21 protein-coding genes are annotated in these 25,226 nt (G+C 73.3%); 11 read left to right on the top strand and 10 right to left on the bottom strand.

All coding sequences use genetic code 11. The features are described from left to right. Positions 1–111: 111 nt before the first annotated feature. Positions 112–1,239: a glycerate kinase family protein gene (locus tag CHC05_RS20560; protein ID WP_089251256.1), complete on the bottom strand. Its 1,128-nt coding sequence runs from the start codon at positions 1,237–1,239 to the stop codon at positions 112–114. Positions 1,240–1,307: 68 nt separating this feature from the next. Here CHC05_RS20560 and nadA point away from each other — a divergent pair, with 68 nt between their 5' ends. From nadA to CHC05_RS20545, 3 genes are all read left to right on the top strand, one after another. After that, on the top strand, positions 1,308–2,477 hold the full coding sequence (nadA, locus tag CHC05_RS20555; RefSeq protein ID WP_089251254.1) for a quinolinate synthase NadA: 1,170 nt from the start codon (positions 1,308–1,310) through the stop codon (positions 2,475–2,477). 198 nt (positions 2,478–2,675) lie between these two features. After that, the gene (gene murA / locus CHC05_RS20550) at positions 2,676–4,031 is read left to right on the top strand and encodes a UDP-N-acetylglucosamine 1-carboxyvinyltransferase (RefSeq protein ID WP_089251252.1); all 1,356 of its coding nucleotides are present in this window, start codon (positions 2,676–2,678) and stop codon (positions 4,029–4,031) included. A gap of 102 nt (positions 4,032–4,133) precedes the next feature. After that, entirely contained in the window at positions 4,134–4,724 is a 591-nt protein-coding gene (locus tag CHC05_RS20545; protein ID WP_089251250.1) for a DUF3043 domain-containing protein, read from the top strand. Positions 4,725–4,774: 50 nt separating this feature from the next. On the opposite strand, the gene CHC05_RS20540 is transcribed toward CHC05_RS20545, so the two are convergent. After that, a complete protein-coding gene (locus CHC05_RS20540; RefSeq protein ID WP_089251248.1) occupies positions 4,775–5,083 on the bottom strand; it encodes an AzlD domain-containing protein in 309 nt (102 codons plus the stop codon). 124 nt (positions 5,084–5,207) lie between these two features. Further along, positions 5,208–5,885, bottom strand: coding sequence for an AzlC family ABC transporter permease (locus CHC05_RS20535; RefSeq protein ID WP_089251246.1), 678 nt, complete (start codon positions 5,883–5,885; stop codon positions 5,208–5,210). 70 nt (positions 5,886–5,955) lie between these two features. Here CHC05_RS20535 and CHC05_RS20530 point away from each other — a divergent pair, with 70 nt between their 5' ends. After that, the gene (locus CHC05_RS20530; protein WP_245871084.1) at positions 5,956–6,510 is read left to right on the top strand and encodes a helix-turn-helix domain-containing protein; all 555 of its coding nucleotides are present in this window, start codon (positions 5,956–5,958) and stop codon (positions 6,508–6,510) included. Here the strand turns inward: CHC05_RS20530 and CHC05_RS20525 are convergent. The 3 genes from CHC05_RS20525 to CHC05_RS20515 are packed head-to-tail and all read right to left on the bottom strand — an operon-like array spanning position 6,494 to position 9,115. After that, positions 6,494–7,456 carry an ABC transporter ATP-binding protein gene (locus CHC05_RS20525; RefSeq protein WP_089251242.1) on the bottom strand — a complete coding sequence of 321 codons (963 nt, stop codon included), beginning with the start codon at positions 7,454–7,456 and terminating at the stop codon, positions 6,494–6,496. The two genes, CHC05_RS20530 and CHC05_RS20525, sit on opposite strands and share 17 nt — an antisense overlap. Further along, positions 7,456–8,247 carry an ABC transporter permease gene (locus tag CHC05_RS20520; RefSeq protein ID WP_089251240.1) on the bottom strand — a complete coding sequence of 264 codons (792 nt, stop codon included), beginning with the start codon at positions 8,245–8,247 and terminating at the stop codon, positions 7,456–7,458. The genes CHC05_RS20525 and CHC05_RS20520 overlap by 1 nt, the downstream gene beginning before the upstream one ends. Positions 8,248–8,257: 10 nt before the next feature. Beyond that, positions 8,258–9,115 (bottom strand): ABC transporter permease, encoded by an 858-nt coding sequence (locus tag CHC05_RS20515; RefSeq protein ID WP_425426808.1) that lies wholly within the window; start codon positions 9,113–9,115, stop codon positions 8,258–8,260. Positions 9,116–9,287: 172 nt separating this feature from the next. On the opposite strand from CHC05_RS20515, the gene CHC05_RS42560 reads away from it, so the two are divergent. Both CHC05_RS42560 and CHC05_RS20500 read left to right on the top strand, forming a co-directional pair. Beyond that, positions 9,288–13,469, top strand: coding sequence for a WG repeat-containing protein (locus CHC05_RS42560; RefSeq protein WP_245871083.1), 4,182 nt, complete (start codon positions 9,288–9,290; stop codon positions 13,467–13,469). Between the two features lie 52 nt (positions 13,470–13,521). Then, positions 13,522–14,550 (top strand): aldo/keto reductase family protein, encoded by a 1,029-nt coding sequence (locus CHC05_RS20500; RefSeq protein ID WP_089251236.1) that lies wholly within the window; start codon positions 13,522–13,524, stop codon positions 14,548–14,550. A gap of 43 nt (positions 14,551–14,593) precedes the next feature. Here CHC05_RS20500 and CHC05_RS20495 read toward each other — a convergent pair whose 3' ends face one another. Further along, entirely contained in the window at positions 14,594–15,385 is a 792-nt protein-coding gene (locus CHC05_RS20495) for a site-2 protease family protein (RefSeq protein WP_089251234.1), read from the bottom strand. Further along, positions 15,382–15,582, bottom strand: coding sequence for a hypothetical protein (locus CHC05_RS20490; RefSeq protein WP_089251232.1), 201 nt, complete (start codon positions 15,580–15,582; stop codon positions 15,382–15,384). The genes CHC05_RS20495 and CHC05_RS20490 overlap by 4 nt, the downstream gene beginning before the upstream one ends. Before the next feature lie 96 nt (positions 15,583–15,678). Here CHC05_RS20490 and CHC05_RS20485 point away from each other — a divergent pair, with 96 nt between their 5' ends. Beyond that, positions 15,679–17,847 (top strand): bifunctional adenosylcobinamide kinase/adenosylcobinamide-phosphate guanylyltransferase, encoded by a 2,169-nt coding sequence (locus CHC05_RS20485; RefSeq protein WP_089251230.1) that lies wholly within the window; start codon positions 15,679–15,681, stop codon positions 17,845–17,847. Continuing rightward, positions 17,840–18,589 (top strand): adenosylcobinamide-GDP ribazoletransferase, encoded by a 750-nt coding sequence (locus CHC05_RS20480; protein WP_089251228.1) that lies wholly within the window; start codon positions 17,840–17,842, stop codon positions 18,587–18,589. Before CHC05_RS20485 ends, CHC05_RS20480 begins: the two co-directional genes overlap by 8 nt. Here CHC05_RS20480 and gcvT read toward each other — a convergent pair. Further along, positions 18,586–19,695, bottom strand: coding sequence for a glycine cleavage system aminomethyltransferase GcvT (gene gcvT, locus CHC05_RS20475; RefSeq protein ID WP_245871082.1), 1,110 nt, complete (start codon positions 19,693–19,695; stop codon positions 18,586–18,588). The two genes, CHC05_RS20480 and gcvT, sit on opposite strands and share 4 nt — an antisense overlap. A 147-nt stretch (positions 19,696–19,842) precedes the next feature. Between gcvT and CHC05_RS20470 the strand changes: the two genes are divergently transcribed. Then, positions 19,843–21,411: a leucyl aminopeptidase gene (locus CHC05_RS20470; RefSeq protein WP_089251224.1), complete on the top strand. Its 1,569-nt coding sequence runs from the start codon at positions 19,843–19,845 to the stop codon at positions 21,409–21,411. Between the two features lie 54 nt (positions 21,412–21,465). Here CHC05_RS20470 and CHC05_RS20465 read toward each other — a convergent pair whose 3' ends face one another. Then, positions 21,466–21,789 (bottom strand): hypothetical protein, encoded by a 324-nt coding sequence (locus CHC05_RS20465; RefSeq protein WP_089251222.1) that lies wholly within the window; start codon positions 21,787–21,789, stop codon positions 21,466–21,468. Between the two features lie 104 nt (positions 21,790–21,893). Here CHC05_RS20465 and lpdA point away from each other — a divergent pair, with 104 nt between their 5' ends. Both lpdA and sucB read left to right on the top strand, forming a co-directional pair. Then, a complete protein-coding gene (lpdA, locus tag CHC05_RS20460; protein ID WP_179266291.1) occupies positions 21,894–23,318 on the top strand; it encodes a dihydrolipoyl dehydrogenase in 1,425 nt (474 codons plus the stop codon). Between the two features lie 36 nt (positions 23,319–23,354). Beyond that, positions 23,355–25,166, top strand: coding sequence for a 2-oxoglutarate dehydrogenase, E2 component, dihydrolipoamide succinyltransferase (gene sucB, locus CHC05_RS20455; RefSeq protein WP_089251220.1), 1,812 nt, complete (start codon positions 23,355–23,357; stop codon positions 25,164–25,166). Positions 25,167–25,226: the final 60 nt, after the last annotated feature.

Genomic DNA, 25,226 nt, shown 5'->3' with positions numbered 1-25,226 from the left:
GGACCAACGTGGTCTCTCGGGCCAACGCTAGCCCGTCGGCCGGGCATTCCCCATCAGGGTCGCCAGCAAATTCTACCCCTGTCGCCGTTCTCGGGCCTGGTGAGGCCAATGTCACTGCCGTGACCACTGACCCGCGAGTCGACGCGCCAGTTCACGCAGGCCAGCGGCGGGTTCAGCGAGCGCTCGCGCCTCGTCGCCGAAGTGGTCCACCAGGCTGTAGGTCTCGGTCACACCCGCGTTGGCGGCCTCCCGGCGGCCGGTGCTGACCCGGCCGGCCAGCACCACGCAGGGCACGCCGCGGTCCCGGGCGCCGCCGGCCACCCCGGCGACCACCTTGCCGCGCAGCGACTGGTGGTCGAACGAGCCCTCCCCCGTGATCACCAGGTCGGCGGCGTCGAGGGCCGCTTCCAGCCCGATCATCCCCGTGACGAGCCCGATGCCCGATTCGCAGCGTCCGCCGAGCGCGAGGACGGCGGCGCCGAGGCCACCGGCGGCACCCGCGCCCGGGAGCGCCGCGACATCCGGTGGGCAGGTCGGAAGGGCCTTCACGAGTACGCCGGCGAACCGCTCCAGCGCGGCGTCCAGCAGCAGGACGTCGGCGCGGTCGGCGCCCTTCTGCGGCCCGTAGACGCTGGACGCGCCGTGCAGGCCGGTGAGCGGGTTGTCGACGTCGGTGGCCGCGACGAGGGTGGCGCCGCGCGTCATCGGGAGGCCGCCGAGCCCGGCCGCGTGGGCCAGCGCGGCGCCGCCGTAGGGCAGCGCGGCACCGTGCTCGTCCAGCGGCGCGGCACCCAGCGCGGCCAGCATGCCGGCGCCGGCGTCGTTGGTCGCCGAGCCGCCCAGGCCGATGACCACGGTCCGGGCCCCGGCCTCGACCGCGGCCAGGACCAGCACGCCCAGCCCGTACGACGTGGTGGCCTTGGGGTCCCGTTCGTCGCTTTTCAGCAGGTGCAGGCCGCAGGCCTGGGCGCTCTCCACATACGCGGTCGCCCGGTCGGGGGTCAGCAGCACCTCGGCGTCGACCGGGCGGCCGAGCGGGTCGGTGGTGCGCACCGGGATCCTGGTGCCGTTGACGGGAACGGCGAGCACCTCGACGAAGCCCGGCCCCCCGTCGGAGAGTGGCCGCAGGGTGAGCTCGTCGCCGGGTGCGTGCTCCCGCCAGCCCGCGGCGACCGCCTCGGCCACCGCCGGGGCCGAGATCGTGCCGGCGAACTTGTCGGGACAGACCAGAATCCGCATGTCGGCAGTGTGACAGCCCACAGTCACCAGGCCGCTGGGGGCGGGCGTGACGGTGGGAAGATTGATCGGTGACGTCGACCTGGACCGAACCCACCAACACGGCGACCGCCCTGCTGCTCCTCGGGCGTGGCGCCGACCCGTCGTCGGAGAAGGGTGTCGACTGCCCGGGTGATCTGCCCGCGCCGAGCGACCCCGATCTCGTGGCCCGCGCCACCGCCGCGAAGGCCAAGCTCGGCTCGAAGGTGTTCGTGCTCGGCCACCACTACCAGCGCGACGAGGTCATCCAGTTCGCCGACGTGACGGGTGACTCGTTCAAGCTGGCGCGCGAGGCCGCGGCCCGCCCCGACGCCGAATACATCGTGTTCTGCGGCGTGCACTTCATGGCCGAGTCCGCCGACATCCTGACCACCGACGCGCAGAAGGTGATCCTGCCCGACCTCGCGGCCGGCTGTTCGATGGCCGACATGGCGCAGCTCCAGCAGGTCGAGGCGGCCTGGGACGCGCTCGTCGACGCGGGCGTGGCCGACTCCACGGTCCCCGTGACCTACATGAACTCGTCGGCCGACATCAAGGGCTTCGTGGGTCGCCACGGCGGTGTGGTCTGCACGTCGTCCAACGCCAAGACGGCTTTGACCTGGGCGTTCGAGCGCGGGCAGCGCGTGCTGTTCCTGCCCGACCAGCACCTCGGCCGCAACACCGCCGTCCTGGAGATGGGCTTCGACGCCGACGACTGCCTGCTCTACGACCCGCACAAGCCCAACGGCGGCTTGACCCAGGCGCAGCTCGGCGAGGCGAAGATGCTGCTCTGGCGCGGGCACTGCTCGGTGCACGGCCGGTTCACCAAGTCGGCCGTCGACGAGGTGCGGATGCGGGTGCCGGGCGTCAACGTGCTGGTCCACCCCGAGTGCCGCTACGACGTGGTGACCGCCGCCGACTACGTCGGCTCGACCGAATACATCATCAAGACCATCGAGAACGCGCCCGCCGGCTCGGCCTGGGCCGTCGGCACCGAGCTCAACCTGGTCCGCCGGCTCGCCCTGGCCCACCCCGACAAGCAGGTCATGTTCCTCGACCGGCAGGTCTGCTACTGCTCGACGATGAACCGGATCGACCTGCCGCACCTCGTGTGGGCGCTCGAGGAGCTCGCCGAGGGCCGCTTGGTGAACCAGATCACGGTCGATCCGAAGACCTCGGCCGAGGCCAGGTCCGCATTGGACCAGATGCTCGCCCTGCCCTGATCTTCCCGTGACTCTTCGTGGCGCCCGGCGTTACCGGGTGCCACAGTCGTCCTGATTTCGTGCCAGACAACCCGGTGTGTGTGGCCCCACGCCCATCACCGAGCGCTATGCTGCCCGGGCGCCACTCCCGATCAACCCGCGATTCCGCGCATTGGTTACGGCCTACGTGTCGAATCGCTGCCCGCCCCGGAGGTTGCCTTGCCCGATGACGTCCTGGTCGTACACGGCGGCACGCCCCTGCATGGTCAGATCCGGGTACGCGGAGCCAAGAACCTCGTCTCCAAGGCGATGGTCGCGGCCCTGCTCGGTGACGAGCCCAGCCGGTTGTTCGACGTGCCCCGGATCCGCGACGTCGAGGTGGTCCGCGGACTGCTCGGCCTGCACGGCGTCAAGGTCACCGACGGCGCGGAGGACGGCGAGCTGGTCCTCGACCCGGCCAACGTCGAGCGGGCGTCGACCGACGAGATCAACGTGCACGCGGGCTCCAGCCGGATCCCGATCCTGCTGTGCGGACCGCTGCTGCACCGGCTCGGCCACGCGTTCATCCCCGACCTGGGCGGCTGCCACATCGGCCCGCGCCCGATCGACTTCCACATCCAGGCGCTGCGCGAGTTCGGCGCGGTGGTCGACAAGACCCCCGAGGGCATGCACCTGACCGCGCCCGCGGGCCTGCACGGCACCAAGTTCGAGCTGCCGTACCCGAGTGTCGGCGCGACCGAGCAGGTGCTGCTGACCGCGGTGCTGGCCAACGGCGTCACCGAGCTGCGCAACGCGGCCGTCGAGCCGGAGATCATCGACCTCATCTGCGTGCTGCAGAAGATGGGCGCGATCATCACCGTGCACACCGACCGGGTGATCGAGATCGAGGGCGTGCCGCGGCTCGGCGGCTACACCCACCGGCCGATCCCCGACCGGATCGAGGCGGCCTCCTGGGCGGCGGCTGCGCTGGCCACCCGCGGCGAGATCGAGGTCCTCGGCGCGCAGCAGGTCGACATGATGACCTTCCTCAACGTCTTTCGTTCCATCGGTGGCGAATACAAGGTCACCGACACCCTGCCGCCGCGTGGCGGGTCCGGCGGCACCGAGGGCGGCATCCGCTTCTGGCACCCGGGCGGCGAGCTTCGTGCCGTCGCGCTGGAGACCGACGTGCACCCGGGGTTCATGACCGACTGGCAGCAGCCGCTGGTGGTCGCCCTGACCCAGGCGCGCGGGCTGTCGATCGTCCACGAGACCGTGTACGAGCAGCGCCTGGGCTACACCGAGGCGCTCAACACGATGGGCGCGACGATCCAGGTCTACCGGGACTGCCTCGGCGGCACGCCGTGCCGGTTCGGGCGCCGCAACTTCAAGCACTCCGCGGTGATCGCCGGCCCGTCCAAGCTGCACGCGGCCGACCTGGTGATCCCCGACCTGCGGGCCGGGTTCAGCCACCTGATCGCCGCGCTGGCCGCCGAGGGCACCTCGCGGGTCTACGGTGTCGACCTGATCAACCGGGGCTACGAGGACTTCGAGAGCAAGCTCTCCGCGCTGGGCGCCCACGTCGAGCGGCCCTGACCCTGGTCGATGCCGGGACGAGCTGATCTTGGGGTCGGCTCGTCCCGGCGCGTCCGGGCCGGTTAACCTTCTGGTAAGCGCCGCGCCGCAGAAGGGCATCCCGTGCAGTCGCTGTTCCGACGCAAGTCATCCGACGTGGTCGAGGAGACCGTTGAGGCTCCCGAGACCGTGGAGTCCGGCCGTCCCAAGGGCTATACGCCCGCCAAGGGACGGGAGACCCCGAAGCGCCCGAACGCCGGCCGCCAGCCCGCCGGCAACGCCAAGGCGCTGACCAAGGAAGAGGCCAAGGAGCGCAAGCGCACGCTGCGCCAGGAGGCCGCCGCAGAATACCGCCGTGAGGGCGGCCCCCGTGACCGCGGCCCGGAGCGCCAGCTCGCCCGCAACGTGGTCGACTCCCGCCGCACGGCCGGCACCTACTTCTTCGGCGGCGCGCTGATCGTGCTGATCGGCTCGAACGGCGCCATGCCGGACCTCGTGCGCACGGTCGCCACCTCGCTGTGGGGCGTCCTGCTGCTGGCCGTGATCGTCGACGCGGTGCTGATCGCACGCAAGATCAAGCGACTGGTCAACGAGCGCTACCCCAAGACCGAGCAGAAGATGGGCTCGCTCTACATGTACGCGATCATGCGGTCGCTCACCTTCCGCCGCATGCGCGTGCCCGGCCCGGCCGTGAAACTCGGCGAGAAGGTCTGACGCCGCTCCTGCGAAACCGACCCCCTGGCGCTGGCCAGGGGGTCGTCGCTTTACTCGAGGCCCGCCAGGCGGAGTAGCGCGGCGGTGGCGGCGGCCGCGACCACGACCAGCACGAACGGGGCCCGGCGCCAGGCCAGGACCGCGCCCACCGCGACGCCGGTGGGCCGGGCCACGCCCGCGAAGACGCCCGAGTCGTAGAACGTCGCCGTGGCCGCCAGCGCGGCCAGCAGGGCTGCGGCGGCCATCGGCAGCAGGACCTGGACCCGCTCGGGCAGCGCGACCCGCTCCCGCAGGACGACCCCGGCCAGCCGGAACGCGTACGTGCCGATCGCCAGCCCGACGATCACAGCGAGGATCATGACGAGACCTCCCCCACCGCGCACCGCGCCTGCGCGCGGCCGACGAGCACCGCGAGCGGCATGGCGCGGCCTCCGCCCCGGCGTGACGCCGTTCGGCGGCCACCCGGCAGCGCTGCGCCGGTAATCACGACGCGGCCTTCCGCGGTCGTACCGCCACCATGACCAGGCCCGTCAGGGCCAGGAGGACCGGTAGGCCGGCGGGCAGGATCGGGGTGGTGACCAGGGCCACCAGGGCGCCGGTCAGCGCGACCAGCCGGACGGTCGGATCGCGCAGCGGGGGCAGCAGCAGCGCGATCAGGCCCGCGGGGAACGCGGCGTCGAGGCCCAGGCGCGCTGGATCGCCCACGTTGCCGAGTAGGACCCCGAGCGCCGCTCCGATGTTCCACAGGACGAACAGCGTGCAGCCGGTCGCCCAGTAGGCCCGGCGGCGGCGGGCGGGGTCCGGCTGGGCCAGGGCGAACGCGACCGACTCGTCGATCAGCAGGTGGGCGCCGACCAGCCGCTGCCACCAGCGGGTGCCGATCACCTCGCCGATCGCCAGGCCGAACGGGAGGTGCCGGGCGTTGAGCAGCAGGCCCGCGAAGATCGCCGCGAACGGGTTGCCGGCCGCGATCAGGCCCACCGCCAGGAACTGGGAGCCGCCGGCGAAGACCAGCAGCGACATGAGGATGGTCAGCCCGGCGGGGATGCCGGCCGCGACCGCGATCGCGCCGAACGAGATGCTCACGGCGAACACCGCCAGGCCCAGCGCCCCGACGTCGCGCACCAGCGAGCGATCGCCAAGGATGGACCCGACAGTCATGGTTACCGATCGTGCCCGCGCGGGGTAGTGTTCGTCAAGCCGAACAACTCGACCGATGGAGCGAACGAGCGTGACCGAGCCCACCATCGCCGCCACCATCGCCGCCGCGCTGCGCCACGAGCGGGAGCGGGCCGGCATCTCGCTGACCGAGCTCGCCCGCCGCGCCGGCATCGCCAAGTCGACGCTCTCCCAGCTCGAGAGCGGCGTCGGCAACCCCAGCGTCGAGACGCTCTGGTCGCTCGGGGTCGCCCTCGACGTGCCGTTCAGCCGGCTCGTCGAGCCGCCCGCGCCGGCGCTGCGGGTGATCCGGGCCGGCGACGGGCCGCGGATCAAGTCGGACCAGCTCGACTACACGGGCACCCTGGTCGCGGCCGGCTCCCGGGCCGCGCGGCGGGACATCTACGTGCTGACCATCGAGCCCGGCGCGGCGCGGCACGCCGAGGCGCACATCCCCCGCAGCGTCGAGCACATCGTGGTGGCCGCGGGCCGGCTGCGCACCGGGCCGGCCGGCGACACCGTCGACCTGGACCCGGGCGACTACGTGACGTTCGCGGGCGACGTGCCGCACACCTACGAGGCGCTGGCGCCCGGCACGTTCGCGGTGCTCGTCATGGAGCATCCGTGACCGGCACGCCGGTGTAGAGGCGGGCCACCACGTCCTCGATGTCGGGCTCCACGATGGACACATCGCGGATCGGCAGGCCGGCCAGCCGGACCAGCAGCTCGCCGGCGGTCGCACCGGTCAGGTCGTACTCGAAACGCAGTGGGGTGACCGTGACCAGCGTCGCGCCGATCACCTCGGGTGGCGCCGCCGGCGACTCGAGCTCGACCACCACCCGCCGGCGCGAGCCGTAGCGGGCGTGCAGCGCCTCGATCGTGCCGTCGTGCACCACCCGGCCGTGGTCGATGACCAGCAGCCGCCGGCACAGCTTCTCGATGTCGGCCAGGTCGTGGGTGGTGAGCATCAGCGTCACGTCGCCGGTCGCGCCGAGCTCCGCCAGGAAGCCGCGGACCGCCTGCTTGCTGACCACGTCGAGGCCGATCGTCGGCTCGTCCAGGAAGAGCACCTCGGGACCGTGCAGCAGCGCCGCGGTCAGCTCGCCGCGCATCCGTTGGCCGAGCGAGAGCTGGCGGACCGGTGTGTCGAGGAACTCGTCGAGGTCGAGCAGCGCCCGGCATCGCAGCAGCCGGGCGGCGTGCTCGGCCGGCGGCACCCGGTAGATGTGCCGGAGCAGCTCGAACGACTCGCGCAGGGGCAGGTCCCACCAGAGCTGGCTGCGCTGGCCGAAGACCACCCCGATCCGGCGGGCCAGCCGGGTGCGCTGCCGCACCGGCGAGAGCCCGCACACGCTGATGTCGCCGGCGGTCGGGGTCAGCACGCCGGTGAGCATCTTGAGCGTGGTCGACTTGCCGGCGCCGTTGGGGCCGATGTAGCCGACCATCTCGCCCCGCTCGATCGCGAGGTCGACGCCGTCGACCGCGGCGACCGTGCGCCGGTCGCGGCGCAGCCGCCCGACCTTGACCCGGACCGTGAACTCCTTGCGCAACCCGCGCGCCGATATGACCGTCATCAGGACCCCGTGCTCGTGTAGCGCCGAATGCCCGCCCGCCAGATCAGCGCCGCCGCGCCGGTGGCCGGCAGGGCGACCAGCGGCGCGATCCAGCCGACCCAGCCGGGCAGGCCGATCGGGTCGGGCTTGCCCAGCAACGCCAGCGCCGGGTAGTAGGAGACGAAGGCGAATCCCAGCCCGTACGCGAAGGCGTTCCGAAACCATCCACTGTAGACGCTGACCGGATAGCTGGTGAAATCCCGGCCACCGTAGGTGAAGGCGTTGCCGAACTCGCCCGACTCCGTCCACCAGAACGCGACCGAGGCCGTGACGACGAACACCGCGCCGAAGAACACGACCCCGCCGACCGGGGCGATGACGGCCAGCAGCGCCCGGCCGGGCGTCCAGGCGATGTCGGCCGCGCCGAGCGCGACCAGGTAGACGGTGGCCCCGAAGGCCGCGCGGGAAAGCTTGTGCAGCGGCAGGTCGAGCAGCACGAGCTGCGGCAGCGCCGGCAGCGGGCGGACCAGCACGGCGTCGAAGCGGCCCGTGCGCACGTACAAGGTGATCCGCTCGATGTTGCCGACCAGCATGTCGCCGGTCGCGAACGCGCACGCGGACATGCCCGTGACCACCAGCGCCTCGTGCAGGTCGAGGCCGCCGAGCGTGCGGGTCACCGCGAACAGCACGAACACGGTGAACACGTCGAGCGCGGTGGCCCAGACGTTGGAGACGAGGTCGATGCCGAAGGACAGCCGGTACGAGGTCTGGCTGCGGGCCTGGCCGCGCAACAGGGCCCAGTAGGCGCGCATGGCGCCGGGCTCAACCACCCTGCACGACCAACCGGCGCTCCGCCCGGCGTTGCACCACCCGGCAGAGCACGAGCACCAGCACCACCCAGGCGGCCTGCAGCACCACGAGCCAGAGCTGGCGCGGCGTCGGGTCGATCTCGACCAGCACGTCGAGCGGCGTCTGGAACAGGCTCGGCAGCGGCGTGAGCACCCACAGCGGCACCACGAGAGCGTCGGGCAGGAAGCGCAACGGGAAGTAGAGCCCACCGAGGACGCCGGAGACCAGCGCCCACAGGATCATCGGTCCGCGGATGTCCAGCAGCCAGTAGCCGGTCGCATTGACCAGATAGCGGCAGCCGAAGCAGAGCACGGTGGCCAGCAGCACCGAGACGGCGAACAACGGCACGGTCGTCCAGCGATGCGGGACATAGAACGGGAAGAACAACGGACCGATGAGCACCGGGGGTACGAATCGCGTCACCACCGCGTGACCGGCCCGGCCCAGATCCGTGGCCAGATAACGGGTCACGGGGTGGACCGGGCGGAGCAGGTCGGCGACCACGTCGCCGGTGCGGATCCGGTCGGCGAGCTCGGTCCAGCCCCAGAGCAGGACGACAGCCAGCAAACCCTGTCCGAACCAGACGAACGTGGCGAGACGGGCGGGGTCGTAGCCGGCGACCGTCGCGGTGCCGGCGCCGGCCGCCACGGCCAGCAACACGTAGCAGCGGAGGAAGCCAAAAACGGTGTTGGTGAACGCGCCCGCGACAGTTGCCTGCCGATAGGTCGAGTATCGGCGGAATCCAGCGCCCATTAGCGCCAAAAATGTCCTGATATTGCTGGCGACATTCGCAGAACGCTGGCGAGGGACAGTGGCGGTGACCAAGTCCACGCCGTTACCCTCCATCCGCGACATACGCCGTATCCGGCCGCATGACAGTATCGGGTGCCGGCGGATGCCGCGCGACACAAATTCCGACGAGGTGACCCGCCGTGAACGATCGACGCGAACCGCGCTCCAGCGGCTCGCGCGCGGGTTGCGCACAGCGGATCGGTGTGCCCGGATGAGCAACGAACGGGCAGACCGCCGGCGTCGCGACGGCGGCCGGGGTCGCGACCGCGATCGGCGCGGCGACGACGACCGACTAGACAGCGGTTGGGGCGACGAGGACGGCTGGCTGCGCGAGCTCGGCCGCAGTGACACCGGCACCACCGGCGGCGGCGGATACCGCGACCCCAACGACCCGTGGGCCTGGGCCAAGGACCGCCCACCGGCGCCGGGCTGGGAGCCCACCGGTGTGCCGGCCGGCCCGGGCGGACCCGGCTGGGACGACGGACCCGGCCAGGCTCCTGGCCAGACCGGCGGCTTCGGCCCCGGACCTCGACGGGTCGCGTCGACCGAGCCCTCCTGGGTCAGCGAGCGCACCGACGAGTGGGCGGCCTCGGGCGGCGAGCGCTACCCGGGCGACCAGCCCCAGCCGCGCTCCGGGCGCTCGTCCGGGCGCGCCGTGGTGCGCGGCCGGGCCGGTGCCGCACCGGACCCGGTCGACGAGTCCTACAACGCGGACCCGCGCAAGGCCGACCCGAGCGCCACCGACCCACACATGCCGGATCCCCGTGCGCCGCACCCGATCTCGCCGGTCGACGGCGTCGGCCGGCGCGGCCGGGCTGCCGACCTCGACGGCCCGCCGGCCCGCCGGGGCGCACCGGCCGGGCGCGAGGCCGCCTTCCACGACGAGCGCGGGCGCGGCCCGGCCCACGACGACCCGCGTGGCGGCCGGCCGCAGCACCCGGCCGACGACCGCCGCGCGCCCGCTCCCGGCTGGGCCGCGCGACCGCAGTCGCCGGCGGGGCCCGACTGGGCCGGACGGCCGCAGTCCCCCGCCGGACCCGGCTGGGCCGGACGGCCGCAGTCGCCGGCCGGACCCGGCTGGGACGACCGGCCGCAGTCGCAGCCCGGTCGGCGTGGTGCGCCGCCCGGGCGTGAGGCCGCGTTCCACGACGAGCGCGGAGCCGAGCCGTGGGACCGCGGCGGTCGGCCGCCGGTCGACGGCGCGCGGCGCGGGCCGGCCGGGCCGGTGTCGCCGGGCTACCCGCACGAGCAGTTCCCGGACGAGCGCCGGCGCCCGGCGGGGCCGCCGCGTCAGGTGGACCGGCCCGCGGCGCTGCACGACGAGACCCGGCGCGGGCGTCCCTACGACGATCGCGCGCCGCACGACGACCGCGACGGGCCGCGCCGCGCGGACCGCCCCGGTGGCTGGGACGAGCGCCGCGGCGGGCCTCCCCCGGGCTACCGCGACCGGCCGGCCGAGCCGATCTCGCCCGCCTACCCCGACGAGCCGGTCCGGCGGGGCGAGCCGGACCGCCGGCCGCGCCGCGACGAGCGCCCGGCCGCGTTCCGCCAGCCCGGTCCGCCGCCGGGGTACTCCGACGCGCCCGACGGACCGCGCCGCGACGAGCGGCCTGCCGCCTACCGCGACCAGGCGCCACCGCGCCACGCGCCGGGCCGCGACGAGCGCGTCGCGCCGTTCCGCGAGCCCGACGAGCGGCGCCGCGACGAACGTCCAGCCGCCCGGCACGAGCCGCCGCGCCGCGAGCAGGTCCCGCCGCACGCCGAGCCCCCGCGCCGCGACGAGCGGCCGGCCGCGTTCCGCGAGCCGGTGCCGTTCAGCGAGGCGTCCCGGGTGGAGCAGCGTCCGGCCGCCCGGCACGAGGAGCGGGTCGCTCCGCGTCCGCCGCTGGTCGACGACCTGCCGACCGCGCCGCTGTCGCCGCCTCCGCCGCGCCAGCCGGAGCGGCTGGGCGACGCCCCGACCCGGGCCGCCCGCGACGGCGGCACGCCCGAGCCGTGGCTGGTGGCACCGCCGCCGCCGTCCGTACCGGAGTTCGGCGGGTCCCGACCGGCCGCGCCCGAAGCGGCACCGGAGCCGGTGCGCGCCGAGGTTCCGCCGCCGGCCGAGGTGCCGGCCGCCCCGCTGCCGGTGGCCGAGGTGCCACCGGCGGCCGAGGCCGCCACGGGCATCCGCGTGCCGGCACCGCGCACACCGGACTCCGCACCCGCCTACCCACGCCGGGTCTCCGACGACGAGCTCCACGCCGCACCGACGGACGAGCCGCCGACGCCTGCTCCCGCCGAGCCCCGCACCGACACGGGCTGGTTCGCGGCCGCCCTCACCGAACCGACCACACCGACCGAGCCCGCCGAGCCGGTCGCCGAGGTCGCGGCGCCGACGGTCGAGCCGGTCGCCGAACCCGAACCGGTCGCGGAGCCCGAACCCGTCGTCGAGCCCGAGCCCGTCGTCGAACCCGAACCCGAGGCCGTCGCGGAACCCGAGCCCGAGCCCATCACGGAGCCCGAGCCCGTCGTTGAACCCGAACCCACCGCGGAGCCCGAGCCGGTCGAGGCCGAAGCCCCGGCCGAAACGGCTGAGCAGGCCGAGCCAGCGGAGGACGCGCCGCAGGACGAGACTCCGGCGGCCACCGAACCCGCAGAGCCGGAGCCGGCCCCCGAGCCGATCGCGGTGGCGGAAAACGCCGCGACCACCGAACCGGACGCCACCCCGGCACCCGTGGACGAGCCGGTCGCCGAGGAAACGGCGGAGCCCGAGGACACCACCGAGACGGACGAGGCGGAGGCGACCCCGGACGACAGCACGACCGACGACACCGGTCCGGCACCGTCGCCCGTATCCCCGGAAGAGCCGGAAGCTGCCGCGGACCCTGTTCCGACCGCCGAGCCCGGCCCGACGACCGAGCCAGAACCCGCCCCCGAGCCGGAACCGGCCGACGAAGCAGAACCCGAGCAGAAGGCGTCCGCCGATACCGTGCTGCCGGTGCCGGAAGGCACCGCGGCCGGCGCGGCGACGGCTCTGCGCGCGCCCACGATGCTTCACCCAGTCGTCACGACCGAAGCCGACGAGGACGAGAAGCCGGATTCACCCAAGGACCCGGAACAAGTGCTCGCTGGTTACCAATGGCGTTTCCATCGCGAGACGTTGCGGGAGCTTGTCGAGGATCCGGAGGAGCTGCGGACGATCCGCGACCAGCTCACCGTGAAGGTGGACGCCGCGACCGACAACGCCTCGCGGGCGCGGCTGCTCAGCCTGCGCGCGGTCGTCTCGCGGATCCTCGGTGACCTCGGCAAGGCGCTGGCCGACGGCAAGCTGGCGCTGGCCCACGCCGAGGCGACCGGCGAGCTGCGCCGGATCTCGATCGCGCAGGCCCGCCTGGCCCACGTGCTGCAGTGGCGCGGCGACTTCGCGGAGGCGGACCGGCTCAACGCGCTGGCCAACTCCCCCGAGCTCCCGGACCGGCTGCGGGCGACGATGCACGAGCACGCCGGGCGCTCCTGCTACGACCAGGGCCGCTACATCGAGGCCTGCAACCACTTCGAGAAGGCGCTCGACCTGCGCAAGGTCGACGATCCGGAGCTGATCGCCCGGACCGAGCAGGCGCTCGACGCGGTGCTGGCCAAGGTGGCGACGAACGGCCTCGGCCCGTACCCGCGCGACGAGGACGAGATCCTCCAGATCCACAAGCCGCCCAAGCCCCGGTTCAGCGAGAAGGTGCAGCGCTGGGGGTACGTGGACGCGGAGGGTGAGTGGGCGATCGCACCGAGCTACGCCGAGGTGCAGCCGTTCCGGGAGGGTGTCGCCTGGGTGCGCCGGCCGGAGACCGAGCCGTGGGAGCTGATCGACGAGTCCGGTGAGGTGCTGCTCTTCGCGTCGCTGGGCTACCTCGGCGTCGGCTCGTTCCACGACGGGCTCGCCTGGGTCTCGCACAACGGCCGGGGCAACTGGCTGGCGATCGAGAAGTCGGGCGACGTCGTCATCAACATCGGCTTCGAGGACGTACGCCCGTTCCGCGGCGGGGTCGCGGCGGTCAAGCGGGGCGCCTGGGGCGCGATCGACAAGGCCGGTCGCACCGTGTTGCCGCCGCAGTACACCGGGTTCGCGACGGCGCTGACCGACGGCCGCTATGTGGACGGTTTCACCGACGAGGGACTGGCCGTCGTGGACTCCGGCGGGCGCAAGGGCGTGGTCGACCGCAACGGCCGGGTGCTGGTGCCGCCGCGCTTCCCCGCGCTGGTCATCCACCCGGTCGCGTTCCTCGTCGGTGGCGGGCAGGGCCTGTGGGGAGCGCTCGACCGGCGCGGCGAGCCACTGATCGACATCATCCACGGCAGCCGGGCCGCGGTGACCGAGGAGATCGACCGGTTACTCGCGGACACCAAACCCGTACTCTAAGCAGGATCATCCGCTTGGGTCACCGCGTTTGGTCGGGGTTAATGTGTCCCACATGGAATTCCGTCACCTAGGCCGATCGGGCCTTCAGGTCAGCGCGATCTCGTACGGCAACTGGATCACCCACGGCTCCCAGGTCGAGGAGGACGCCGCGGTCGCCTGCGTCAGTGCCGCACTCGACGCGGGCATCACCACGTTCGACACCGCCGACGTCTACGCCGGCACCCGTGCGGAGGCCGTGCTCGGGCGCGCCCTCAAGGGCCAGCGCCGCGAGGGCCTCGAGATCTTCACCAAGGTGTACTGGCCGGCCGTCCCCACCGGACCGGACGACACCGCCACCCCCGGCCACAACGACCGCGGCCTGTCGCGCAAGCACATCATGGCCTCCATCGACGGCTCGCTGCGTCGGCTGCAGACCGACTACGTGGACCTCTACCAGGCGCACCGGTTCGACTACGGCACGCCGCTGGAGGAGACAATGTCGGCGTTCGCCGACGTCGTGCACTCCGGCAAGGCGCACTACATCGGCGTCTCCGAGTGGCGGGCGGAGGAGCTGCGGGCGGCCCACGAGCTGGCCCGTGAGCTGCGCATCCCGCTCGTCTCGAACCAGCCGCAATATTCGATGCTGTGGCGGGTCATCGAGACCGAGGTCGTGCCGACCTCCGAGGAGCTCGGCATCAGCCAGATCGTCTGGTCTCCGATCGCCCAGGGCGTGCTGACCGGCAAGTACCTGCCGGGCCAGCCGCCGCCGGCCGGCTCGCGGGCGACCGACGAGAAGTCGGGCGCCAACTTCATCTCCCGGTTCATGTCCGACGAGGTGCTGACCGCCGTGCAGAAGCTCAAGCCGCTGGCCGAGCAGGCCGGGCTGACGATGGCCCAGCTCGCGGTCGCCTGGGTGCTGCAGAACCCGAACGTGGCCTCGGCGATCGTCGGCGCCACCCGCCCGGAGCAGGTGCACGACAACGTCAAGGCGGCCGGCGTGAAGCTGGAGGAGGGTCTCCTCAAGCAGATCGACGAGGCGCTGGGCGGCCTGGTCGAGCGCGACGCGGCCAAGACCGAGTCGCCGCGCAACATCCGCGCGTGATGTCAGGTGGCGGCGCGGCCAGGTCCTGGCCGCGCCGCCGCCGTCACCGTTCCCAGAACCGGATCAGCTCGCGGCCCAGCGCGTAGAGCTGGTCGGGTAGCCCGAGCCCGTCGCCCACGAAGAACACGAAGTCGAAGAAGTAGCGGTTGATCTCCGACTGCCAGAGCAGCACGAACAGCAAGATGAAGCCGTACGGCGCCAGGACGTTGTACATCCGCTGGGTGTTGGGCTTGAGCCACGGCGCCAGCGCGTTGCCGCCGTCGAGCCCGGGCACCGGGAGCAGGTTGAGCACGGTCGCGGTGAGCTGCAGGAAGGCCAGCAGCGCGACACCCGACCAGAACTCCAGGTGCAGCCAGACGTCCGGGTCGAACGCGAACGGGATCAGCAGCAGGAGCGTGAAGAGCAGGTTGACCGCCGGGCCGGACAGGCTGATCAGCGACTTGCGCAGCCGGCCCCGGATCGCCGCGTGGTCGACCCAGACCGCTCCGCCGGGCAGGCCGATGCCGCCGAGCAGCACCACCACCAGCGGCAGGACGATCGACAGCAGGACGTTGCTGTATTTGAGCGGGTTGAGCGTCAGGTAGCCGCGGTGGGCCACGTCCGTGTCACCGGAGCGGTAGGCGACCAGGGCGTGTGCGTATTCATGAAGGCACAGCGAGACCAGCCAGCCCGAGATGACGAACAGGAACACCGCGAAGCGCGGGGTGACCTGGTGCCACGCCATGAACCCGCTGGCGGCGAAGATCGCCACCAGCGCGAGGAAGATGCCGCTCGGCCGGAACGCCGCACGGGGCAGGCCGAGCACCAACGGGTCGCCCCGGCGCCAATCGGTCATTCGCCCGCCGGTGCCAGCGGCATCCGGTATTCGACCCGGTCGTCCTCGGCGAGCGCGACGGTGGCCACACCGGCGCCGGCGAGGTCGCGCCAGGTCTGCCCGATCCAGGACTCGGCATCGGCCTGACTCCCGAACGTCTCGGCAGGACCGGTGACCGGCTTGCCGTCCGCTCCCTCGTACCGCCAGCTCCACGGCATCGTGTCGACTCCCCTCGTGATCCCGGAACAGCACACAGCCTAGTCGGGCGACCACCGCTACCCCGAGGCATAGCGCGCGGCCGTAAGGTACGGGGCATGTCCGTAGACGGCTGGCGCTCCGTTCTCGTCCTCGGCGGGATCCGGTCTGGTAAGTCCGAACTCGCTGAGTCCTTGGTTGGCGAGGACGGCCCTGTCCGTTATGTCGCAACCGGCTCCCCCGCCGGCCCCGACGATCCCGATTGGGACGCCCGGGTCACCGCGCACCGGGAACGCCGGCCGGCCTCCTGGCCGACCGAGGAGGCGGGTGCCGACGTGACGCGCCTGCTGGAGCTCCTGTCCGGGGCCGACGAGGGCGAGACGCTGCTGGTCGACGACCTCGGCGGCTGGGTGACCGCGCTGATCGACCCCGAGCGGCAGCCGGCCGACGACGTGGCGACGATCACCGATCTGGCCACCACGGTACGCGAGAGCAAGGCGCGGCTGATCCTGGTCAGCTCCGAGGTCGGCCTGTCCCTGGTGCCGCTGACCCCGGTCGGGCGCGCCTACACCGACGCCCTGGGCGCCACGAACCAGGCGGTCGCCGAGGCGGCCGACGCGGTGGCCCTCGTGGTGGCCGGTCAGGTCGCGTGGCTCAAGCAGCCCTTTGCCGCCGCCTCCCCGGCCCCCGCGCTCGCCGCCGCCCCGGTTTCGGCCGAGCCCGCCGCCGCGCCGGTGGTTCCGGCCACGTCGCCCGAGGTGCTCACGCCCGCGCCGGCGCCGGCGGCGGACGTCAACGGTGCCGGGGCGGCCGGGCAGCCGGCCTGGTCCCAGCCGACCATGACGCTGCCCGCGCTGGCCACCGGGCTGATCATCCAGCAGGGCATGTCCCTGCCGATGCCCGACGAGTACACCCCGCCGCACGCCCGCGAGCGGCTCGGCACCCTCGACCTGGGCGGCGCCGGCTTCGGCGGGTTGCAGCGGGTCGTCGAGTTCGCCGCCGCGACCCAGGGGCGCGCGCTGCCGCAGCCCTGGCAGAAACCGCGCGTGGTGCTGATCCGGGGCGACCACAACGGCGGCGCCGCGGCCGGCACGCTGCCCGGCGAGTCCCGCCGGCGCGCCGACCAGGCCCGCGCCGGCGAGGGCCCGATCGCCCGGCTGGCCGCCGCCGCCGGCGCCACGCTCCAGGTCGTCGACGCGCCCGCCTGCGCCGCCATGGAGGAGCGCGAGGTCCTAACGCTGGAAGAGGTCGACTCGGCGCTGCGCTACGGCTGGCGGCTGGCCGAAGAGGCCTCGGACGACGGCGTCGACGTGCTCGTGCTGGGCGCCCTGGGCAGCGGCTCCGAGGCGGCCGCCGCGGCCGTCCTGGCCGCGACCACCGGCGCCGAGCCGGCCGCCGTCCTCGGCCGGGTCGTCGTGCCCGGGGCCGAGATCGACGACGACGCCTGGATGATCCGCTGCGCGGCCGTCCGCGACGCGATGCACCGCGTGCGGCGCAGCGCCCGCAGCGCAAAGCAGGTCCTGGTAGACGTCGGCGGCGGCGACATCGCCGTGGCCACCGGCTTGATCCTCGGCGCCGCCGCCCGCCGCGTCCCCGTGCTGCTCGACGGGCCGGTCGGCGTCGCCGCCGGCCTGGTCACCCGCGACCTGGCCGGCCAGGCCCGGCACTGGTGCCTGCTGCCCGACCACGGCAACGACCCGGCGGTCAAGCTGGGCGCCGACGTGCTCGGCCTGACCCCGGTGCTCGACCTGCGACTCGGGCTCGGTGAGGGAGCCACCTCGCTGGCCGCGCTGCCGCTGCTGGTCTCGGCGCTCACGCTGGCCGCCGGGCTGCCGGTGCACCCGGCCGTGGCACCCGACGACGAGACGCTGGCCGCCGCCGACTCCTTCGACGAGCCGGCCGACCCGGCCGAGCTGCCGCCGTCGGCGTGGCAGGGCCACCCGGAGCCGGACCCGGCCGCCACGACCTGGTCGGATCCGGTCGACGCGTCGGCCGCGACCTGGTCGGACCCGGCCCCCGAAGCGGCGCCGGCCTGGCCGGTCAGCCCGGCTCCGGACCCGGTCGAGAAGCCCGCCACGGCGTGGCCGGGCACCTCGGACCCCGACCCGGCCACGACCTCGCCCGCTTCCTCGGGCGACGCGGTGCCCGCGCCGCGCGACGGCGGCGACGACCACGCGACCGGCAACGGCACATCGGCCTCCGTCGAGCCGGAGCCGCGGCCGTCGGCGCTGGAGAGCTGGTTCAAGCCCGCCGACACCGAAACGGACCAGCCGACCCGCGGTGCCTGACGGCCTGCGGCTCGCGCTGACCACCCTCACCGTCCTGCCGGTCCGCGCCGGCCGGGTCGACCGGTCCGCCGCAGCGACCGCGATGGGCCTGGCCCCGCTGGTCGGCGCCGGACTCGGCGCCGCGGCCGGCGGCACGGCCGCCCTGCTGCACGCCGCCGGCGCGCCCGGCGTGGTCGCGGGCGCGGCCGCCGTCGGGCTGGCCGCCCTGCTGACCCGCGGCCTGCACCTGGACGGGCTCGCCGACACCGTCGACGGGCTCGGCTCCTACCGGTCCGGTCCGGCCGCGCTGGAGATCATGAAACGCCCGGACATCGGCCCGTTCGGCGTGGTCGCGCTGGTCGTCACCCTGCTGCTCCAGGCGGGCGCGCTGGGCGGACTGTCCGGCGCGGCGGCGGTGCTGGCCGGCACGGCCGCGTTCGCCACCGGACGGCTCGCGGTGAGCTGGGCCTGCCGCCGAGGCGTGCCCGCGGCCCGGCCGGACGGGCTGGGCGCGCTGGTCGCCGGCACGGTGGGTGCCCCGGTGTTGGTCCTGGGAACCCTGCTGACCACCGCCGTCGCGGTGCCCGCCGTGCCCGGGCGCCCCTGGCAGGGACCGCTGGCGGTCGCCCTCGGGCTCGCGGCGAGCCTGCTGCTGGTGCGGCACGCCGTGCGCCGCTTCGGCGGGATCACCGGAGACGTGCTCGGCGCCGCCGTGGAGACCGCCACCAGCGTGGCGCTCGTGGTGCTGGTGTTACGGGCTTAGCGCACGGACGGCGTCACGAACGGCGGCTTGACCACCTTCATCTCGGCCCGGCGGCCGCGGATGTCGACCTCGACGGTGTCACCGTCCTTGAGCCCGGCGGCCGTGTCGAGCAGGGCCAGCGCGATGCCGACCTTCTTGGTCGGGGAGAACGTCCCGCTGGTAATCTCGCCGATCGCCTCGTCGCCCACGTACACGGTCATGTGCGGGCGGGGAATCGCCCGGCCGACCGCCTCCAGCCCGCGCAGGGTGCGGCGGGGTCCTTCGGCCTTCTCGGCCAGCAGCGGCTCGCGGCCCCAGAACTCCGGCTTGTTCCAGCCGACGGCCCAGCCGACCCGGCCCTGCAGGGGCGTGATGTCCGGGCCGAGGTCCTGGCCGTGCAGCGCGTACCCCATCTCGGTGCGCAGCGTGTCGCGGGCGCCGAGCCCGCACGGCAGGATGTCGAAGGGCGCGCCGGCCGCGAGCACCGCGTCCCACACCGCCCCGGCGCCGTCAGCCGGCACGACCAGCTCGTAGCCGTGCTCGCCGGTGTAGCCGGTGCGGCAGACGACGAGGTCGACGCCGTCGAGGGTGGCCGGCTCGAAGCTCATGTAGTCGTGCTCGGTCGGCAGGCCCAGCGCCGCGAGCACCGCAGCCGACGACGGGCCCTGCACCGCGAAGATCGCGTGCCCGGTGTGCTCGTCGGTCACGGTCAGCCCGGCCGGCGCCGCGGCGGCCAGGCGGCGGACGACCTCGGCGGTGTTGGCCGCGTTGGGGATGAGGAAGACGTGGTCGTCGGCGTAGCGGTAGGCGATGATGTCGTCCACCACGCCGCCGGTCGCCGGCTCGCAGCACAGCGTGTACTGCGCCTGCCCCGCGCCGATCCGGTCCAGGTCGTTGGCCAGGCAGCTGTTGACGAACGCCGCCGCGCCCGCGCCGCGTACCCGCGCCTTGCCCAGGTGTGACACATCGAAGATGCCGACGCCCGTGCGGACGGCCGTGTGCTCGCGGATCACGCCGCCGCCCGGGTACTCCAGGGGCATCTCCCACCCGCCGAACGGCGCGAACTTCGCGCCCAGCGCGACGTGCCGGTCGTGGAAGGGAGAAAGGAGCGGTACGGCGTCGGTCATGGGTGGCAACTTACCGGGATCGGTCCGGATGGTTAGCATCGGCGGGACAAGACGGCTCCGGGTCGGTAGGTTTCGGCCGCAGAGACCGTCCATCGACCGGCCGGCCGTCATGAGCGGCCGACCCGCAGCCCAGCCCGGAGCCGCCGCGTGACCGCGCCCTTGACCACCGACCTTCGCCTCGTCGACACCGATCCCGCCGAGCTGACCACCGATGCGATCGTGATCGGTGTGCACAGCGTCGCGGACGCGGGTGGCGACGGCCCGCCGGGGCTGGCCGGCACACTGCTGCTGGCCAGCGGCGCCGAGAGCATCGCCGCCGCGTTCGACGGCAAGCTCACGGAGACGCTGGCCCGGCTCGGTGCGTCCGGCGCGGCCGGCGAGGTAACCAAGGTCGCCACGCTCGGCACCGTCGCCGCGCCCGTGGTCGCGGTCGTCGGCCTCGGCCCGGAGCCGTCCGGAGCGGCCCCCGCGCCCGAGACGCTGCGCCGCGGCGCCGCCGCCGCGATCCGCTCGCTGGCCGGCAACGCGTCGGTCGCGGTCTCGCTGCCGCTGCCGGACGACGAGGACGGCCCGGCCGCGCTGCGCGCCGTCGCCGAGGGCGCGCTGCTCGGCGCCTACAAGTTCGCCGGTTACAAGACCAAGCCGGCTCCCCGCGGGCCGGTCGGCGACATCGCCGTGCACGTCCCGGACGCCGCCGACAAGACCGCTCAGGACGAGCTCACCCGCGCCCAGGTGGTGGCCCGCGTCGTCGGGCTCTGCCGCGACTGGGTCAACACCGCACCCAACGACCTGCGCCCGCCGCAGTTCGCCGACGCGGTCGACGCGGCCGCGACCGCGGCCGGCCTCGAGGTCGAGGTGCTCGACGAGGAGCAGCTCGAGGCGGGCGGCTACGGCGGCATCCTGGCCGTCGGCCTGGGCTCGTCCGCCCCGCCGCGGCTGGTCAAGCTGACCTACAAGCCGGTCGGCGACGGTGCCCGCAAGCGGGTCGCGCTGGTCGGCAAGGGCATCACCTTCGACACCGGCGGCGTGTCCATCAAGCCCGCACAGGGCATGTGGGAGATGAAGAGCGACATGGCCGGCGCGGCCGCCGTCGCCGCGACGCTGCTCGCCGTCGCCGAGCTCAAGCCCGACGTCGAGGTCTCCGGCTACCTGCCGATGGCCGAGAACATGCCGTCGGCCACGGCCTACCGCCCCGGTGACGTCGTGACGATGTTCAACGGCAAGAACGTCGAGGTGCTCAACACCGACGCCGAGGGCCGGATGATCCTCGGCGACGCGATGGCGCGAGCCTGTGCCGACGGCTGCGACTACCTGTTCGAGACCTCCACGCTGACCGGCGGCCAGGTGATCGCGCTGGGCAAGCGGGTGGCGGGCGTGATGGGCACGCAGGAGATGTGCGATCGGGTGCGCGACGCCGGCGACGCGGTCGGCGAGGCGGCCTGGCCGATGCCGCTGCCCGACGACGTGCGCACCGGCATGGACTCCGACGTGGCCGACATCTCGCAGGTCAACGCCGGGATGGACCGGGCCGGGCACATGCTGCAGGGCGGCGTGTTCCTGCGCGAGTTCGTGGCCGACGGCGTGCCGTGGGCGCACATCGACATCGCCGGGCCGAGCTACCACTCCGGCGAGCCGACCGGGCACTGGTCGAAGGGCGGCACCGGGGTGCCGGTCCGCACCCTGCTGGAGCTGGTCGACCGGATCGCCGCCGAATAAACGGTTTCAGGCCCCATCGCGTACGGCGGTGGGGCCTGTCCGTTTCTAAGGGGGTCAGTTGGCGGCGCGCTTGCGTCGCTCGTTGTAGTCACGCATGCGCTGCGGGTATCCGACCAGTCGCACGTCGTAAATGGGGATCGCCATCCGGTGCGCGAACCGCCGCGCGCCCTCGGGGCCGTCGACCCGGCGCCGGGTCCACTCGCCGTCGTGTGCGATCAGCATCACTGTGGTCTCCGTGACGGTCGTCTTGGGCTCGATGAACGCCTCGACGCCGCGTCGGGACCGGACAAAGTTCTCAAGATGGTCGAGATCGGCCTGTGCGGTCGGCCTTCCGGCCTGCCTGCCGGGCGTTGCCTTCCGCCGCCGGAACCAGGACACCGACCCTCCCCTACGAAACGGACATCGAAGACTGCGGCAAGCGTACGTCCCAACGCCACATCGGCGGGTACCTCGTTACGCGGCCTGGCTCCACAAGTGACAAGATGGCCGAGGTAGCCCGCGCGACCTGGGAGATGACTGTGAGCCAGCCGAACGACGCAACCTTCGACGTCGTGATCCTCGGAGGTGGCAGCGGCGGCTACGCGGCCGCGCTGCGTGCCGCACAACTCGACCTGTCCGTGGTGCTGATCGAGAAGGACAAGCTCGGCGGCACCTGCCTGCACCGGGGCTGCATCCCGACCAAGGCGCTGCTGCACGCCGGCGAGGTCGCCGACCAGACCCGCGAGTCCGAGGCGTTCGGCGTCAAGGCCGAGCTGCTGGGCGTCGACATGGCCGGCGTCAACACCTACAAGGACGGCGTCGTCGGCCGCCTTTACAAGGGCCTCCAGGGCCTGGTCAAGGGCTCCAAGCTGATCACGTACGTCGAGGGTCACGGCACGCTCGTCGCGCCGAACGCCGTCGAGGTCGACGGCACCCGCTACACCGGTCGCAACGTCATCCTGGCGACGGGTTCCTACTCGCGCAGCCTGCCGGGCCTCGAGCTCGACGGCAAGCGGGTCATCTCCAGCGAGCACGCACTCACCCTCGACCGCGTGCCCACCTCCGCGATCGTGCTCGGCGGTGGCGTGATCGGCGTCGAGTTCGCCAGCGCCTGGAAGTCGTTCGGCGCCGAGGTGACGATCGTCGAGGCGCTGCCCCGCCTGGTCGCCGCCGAGGACGAGGACCTGTCGAAGGCGCTGGAGCGGGCCTACCGCAAGCGCGGCATCAACTTCAAGGTCGGCAAGCCGTTCGAGAAGGTCGAGCACACCGAGAACGGCGTACGCGCGACGCTGGCCGGCGGCGAGACCATCGAGGCCGAGCTCATGCTGGTCGCCGTGGGCCGCGGCCCGACGACCGCCAACCTCGGCTACGAGGAGCAGGGCGTCACGCTCGACCGCGGCTTCGTCACCACCGACGAGCGGCTGCGCACCAGCGTCCCCAACGTCTACGCGGTCGGCGACATCGTGCCCGGCCTGCAGCTCGCCCACCGCGGCTTCCAGCAGGGCATCTTCGTGGCCGAGGAGATCGCCGGCCTCAACCCGCCGGTCATCGACGAGGCCGGCATCCCCCGGGTCACCTACTCCGACCCGGAGCTCGCGTCCGTCGGGCTCACCGAGGCCAAGGCCAAGGAGAAGTACGGCGACAAGGTCACCGCCTACAACTACAACCTCGGTGGCAACGGCCGCAGCGCGATCCTCAAGACCCAGGGGTTCATCAAGGTCGTCCGGGTGGACGACGGGCCCGTTGTGGGTATTCACATGGTCGGCGCACGGGTCGGCGAGTTGATCGCCGAGGCGCAGCTGATCTACAACTGGGAGGCCTACCCGGCCGAGGTCGCCCAGCTCATCCATCCGCACCCGACGCAGTCGGAGGCCCTCGGCGAGGCCCACCTGGCCCTGGCCGGCAAGCCGCTGCACGCGCACGCCTGACGACCTCGGTCGCACGACAAAGGAGTCTGAAGAGAGATGCCGGTATCGGTCACCATGCCTCGCCTCGGCGAGAGCGTCACCGAGGGCACGGTCACCCGCTGGTTGAAGCAGGAGGGTGACACCGTCGAGGTCGATGAGCCGTTGCTGGAGGTCTCCACCGACAAGGTCGACACCGAGATCCCGTCGCCCGCCGCCGGCGTGCTCAGCCGGATCGTCGTCCGCGAGGACGAGACCGCCGAGGTCGGCAGCGAGCTCGCGGTGATCGACGGCGACGGCTCCGGTGGCGGTGCCCCGGCGCAGGAGTCGGCACCGGCGGAGCAGGCGGCACCCGCCGCGGCCGCCGAGGAGCCCGAGGGCGTCGAGCCCGAGGCCGAGCCCGCCGAGGAGTCCGAGCCTCAGCCGGCCGCCGCGTCCGCTTCCGCGTCCGGCAACTCCGGTTCCGGCGGTGGCGAGTCCACCACGCTGACCATGCCGGCGCTCGGTGAGAGCGTCACCGAGGGCACGGTCACACGCTGGCTCAAGGAGGTCGGTGACACCGTCGAGCTCGACGAGCCGCTGCTGGAGGTCTCGACCGACAAGGTCGACACCGAGATCCCGTCGCCGGTCGCCGGCACGCTGCTCGAGATCAAGGTCCCGCAGGACGAGACCGCCGACGTCGGCGCCGCGCTCGCGGTGATCGGTGCGGCCGGTGCTGGCGCTTCCGCGCCGGCCGAGACCGTGCAGCCCGAGGCCAAGCCGAAGGAAGAGCCCAAGGAGGAGCCCAAGCCGGCTCCCGCCGCAGAGAAGGCTCCCGAGCCCGCTCCGGCGAAGGCTCCGGCCCCGCGCCAGGCGCCGGCCCGCGAGCCCGCCCCCGCGGCGGCCCGCCCGGCGCCGTCCGCCGCTCCCAGCGGCGACGAGAGCAACGGCTACGTGACCCCGCTGGTCCGCAAGCTCGCCAGCGACCAGGGCGTCGACCTGTCGACGCTGAGCGGCACCGGCGTCGGTGGTCGCATCCGCAAGCAGGACGTCCTGGACGCCGCCGCCAAGGCCAAGGCCGAGGCCGAGGCGGAGGCCCGCGCGGCCGCACCCGCGGCCGCCGCCAAGCCGGCCGCCGCACCCGCCGCCAAGCCGGCGCCGAGCCCGCTGCGCGGCCGGGTCGAGAAGCTGTCCCGGATCCGCCGCACGATCGCGACGCGCATGGTCGAGTCGCTGCAGGTCTCGGCCCAGCTCACCACGGTCGTCGAGGTCGACGTGACCCGCATCGCGCAGCTGCGCCAGCGGGCCAAGAACGACTTCCTGGCGCAGCACGGCGTCAAGCTGTCGTTCCTGCCGTTCTTCGCGCTGGCGTCGGTGGAGGCCCTGCGCACCCACCCGTCGGTCAACTCGAAGATCGACATGGAGGCCGGCGAGGTCACCTACTACGACGCCGAGCACCTGGCGATCGCGGTCGACACCGAGAAGGGCCTGGTCGTCCCGGTCATCAAGGACGCCGGCGACCTCAACCTGGCCGGCCTGGCCAAGCGGATCGCCGACGTGGCCGACCGCACCCGCAGCAACAAGATCAGCCCGGACGAGCTGTCCGGCGGCACGTTCACGCTGACCAACACGGGCAGCCGGGGCGCGCTGATCGACACCCCGATCATCAACCAGCCCCAGGTGGCCATCCTGGGCACCGGCGCGGTGGTCAAGCGGGCGGCCGTCATCAACGACCCCGACCTCGGCGAGGTCATCGTGCCGCGCTCGATGGTCTACCTGTCGCTGTCGTACGACCACCGGATCGTCGACGGCGCCGACGCGGCCCGCTTCCTGACCGCGGTCAAGGAGCGGCTGGAGGCCGGCAACTTCGAGGCGGACCTCGGTCTCGCCTGAGCTGTTCGCTGACGGAAGGCCCGGCTTCGGCCGGGCCTTCCGCGTTTCGAGGGCCTTTCG

The sequence above is a fragment of the Asanoa hainanensis genome (assembly GCF_900188485.1).
GTDB classification, from domain to species: Bacteria; Actinomycetota; Actinomycetes; order Mycobacteriales; family Micromonosporaceae; genus Asanoa; species Asanoa hainanensis.
The sequence above is the reverse complement of the archived record's forward strand: the minus strand, read 5'-3'. Positions and strand labels throughout refer to the sequence as shown.

Excerpts from the sequence above, each read along its gene's own strand:
- CHC05_RS20560 (WP_089251256.1), bottom strand. The coding sequence starts at position 1,239 with ATGCGGATTCTGGTCTGTCCCGACAAGTTCGCCGGCACGATCTCGGCC.
- CHC05_RS20540 (WP_089251248.1), bottom strand. The coding sequence starts at position 5,083 with ATGATCCTCGCTGTGATCGTCGGGCTGGCGATCGGCACGTACGCGTTC.
- CHC05_RS20535 (WP_089251246.1), bottom strand. The coding sequence starts at position 5,885 with ATGACTGTCGGGTCCATCCTTGGCGATCGCTCGCTGGTGCGCGACGTC.
- CHC05_RS20525 (WP_089251242.1), bottom strand. The coding sequence starts at position 7,456 with ATGACGGTCATATCGGCGCGCGGGTTGCGCAAGGAGTTCACGGTCCGG.
- CHC05_RS20520 (WP_089251240.1), bottom strand. The coding sequence starts at position 8,247 with ATGCGCGCCTACTGGGCCCTGTTGCGCGGCCAGGCCCGCAGCCAGACC.
- CHC05_RS42560 (WP_245871083.1), top strand. The coding sequence starts at position 9,288 with ATGAGCAACGAACGGGCAGACCGCCGGCGTCGCGACGGCGGCCGGGGT.
- CHC05_RS20500 (WP_089251236.1), top strand. The coding sequence starts at position 13,522 with ATGGAATTCCGTCACCTAGGCCGATCGGGCCTTCAGGTCAGCGCGATC.
- CHC05_RS20495 (WP_089251234.1), bottom strand. The coding sequence starts at position 15,385 with ATGACCGATTGGCGCCGGGGCGACCCGTTGGTGCTCGGCCTGCCCCGT.
- CHC05_RS20490 (WP_089251232.1), bottom strand. The coding sequence starts at position 15,582 with ATGCCGTGGAGCTGGCGGTACGAGGGAGCGGACGGCAAGCCGGTCACC.
- CHC05_RS20485 (WP_089251230.1), top strand. The coding sequence starts at position 15,679 with ATGTCCGTAGACGGCTGGCGCTCCGTTCTCGTCCTCGGCGGGATCCGG.
- gcvT (WP_245871082.1), bottom strand. The coding sequence starts at position 19,695 with ATGACCGACGCCGTACCGCTCCTTTCTCCCTTCCACGACCGGCACGTC.
- lpdA (WP_179266291.1), top strand. The coding sequence starts at position 21,894 with ATGGCCGAGGTAGCCCGCGCGACCTGGGAGATGACTGTGAGCCAGCCG.
- sucB (WP_089251220.1), top strand. The coding sequence starts at position 23,355 with ATGCCGGTATCGGTCACCATGCCTCGCCTCGGCGAGAGCGTCACCGAG.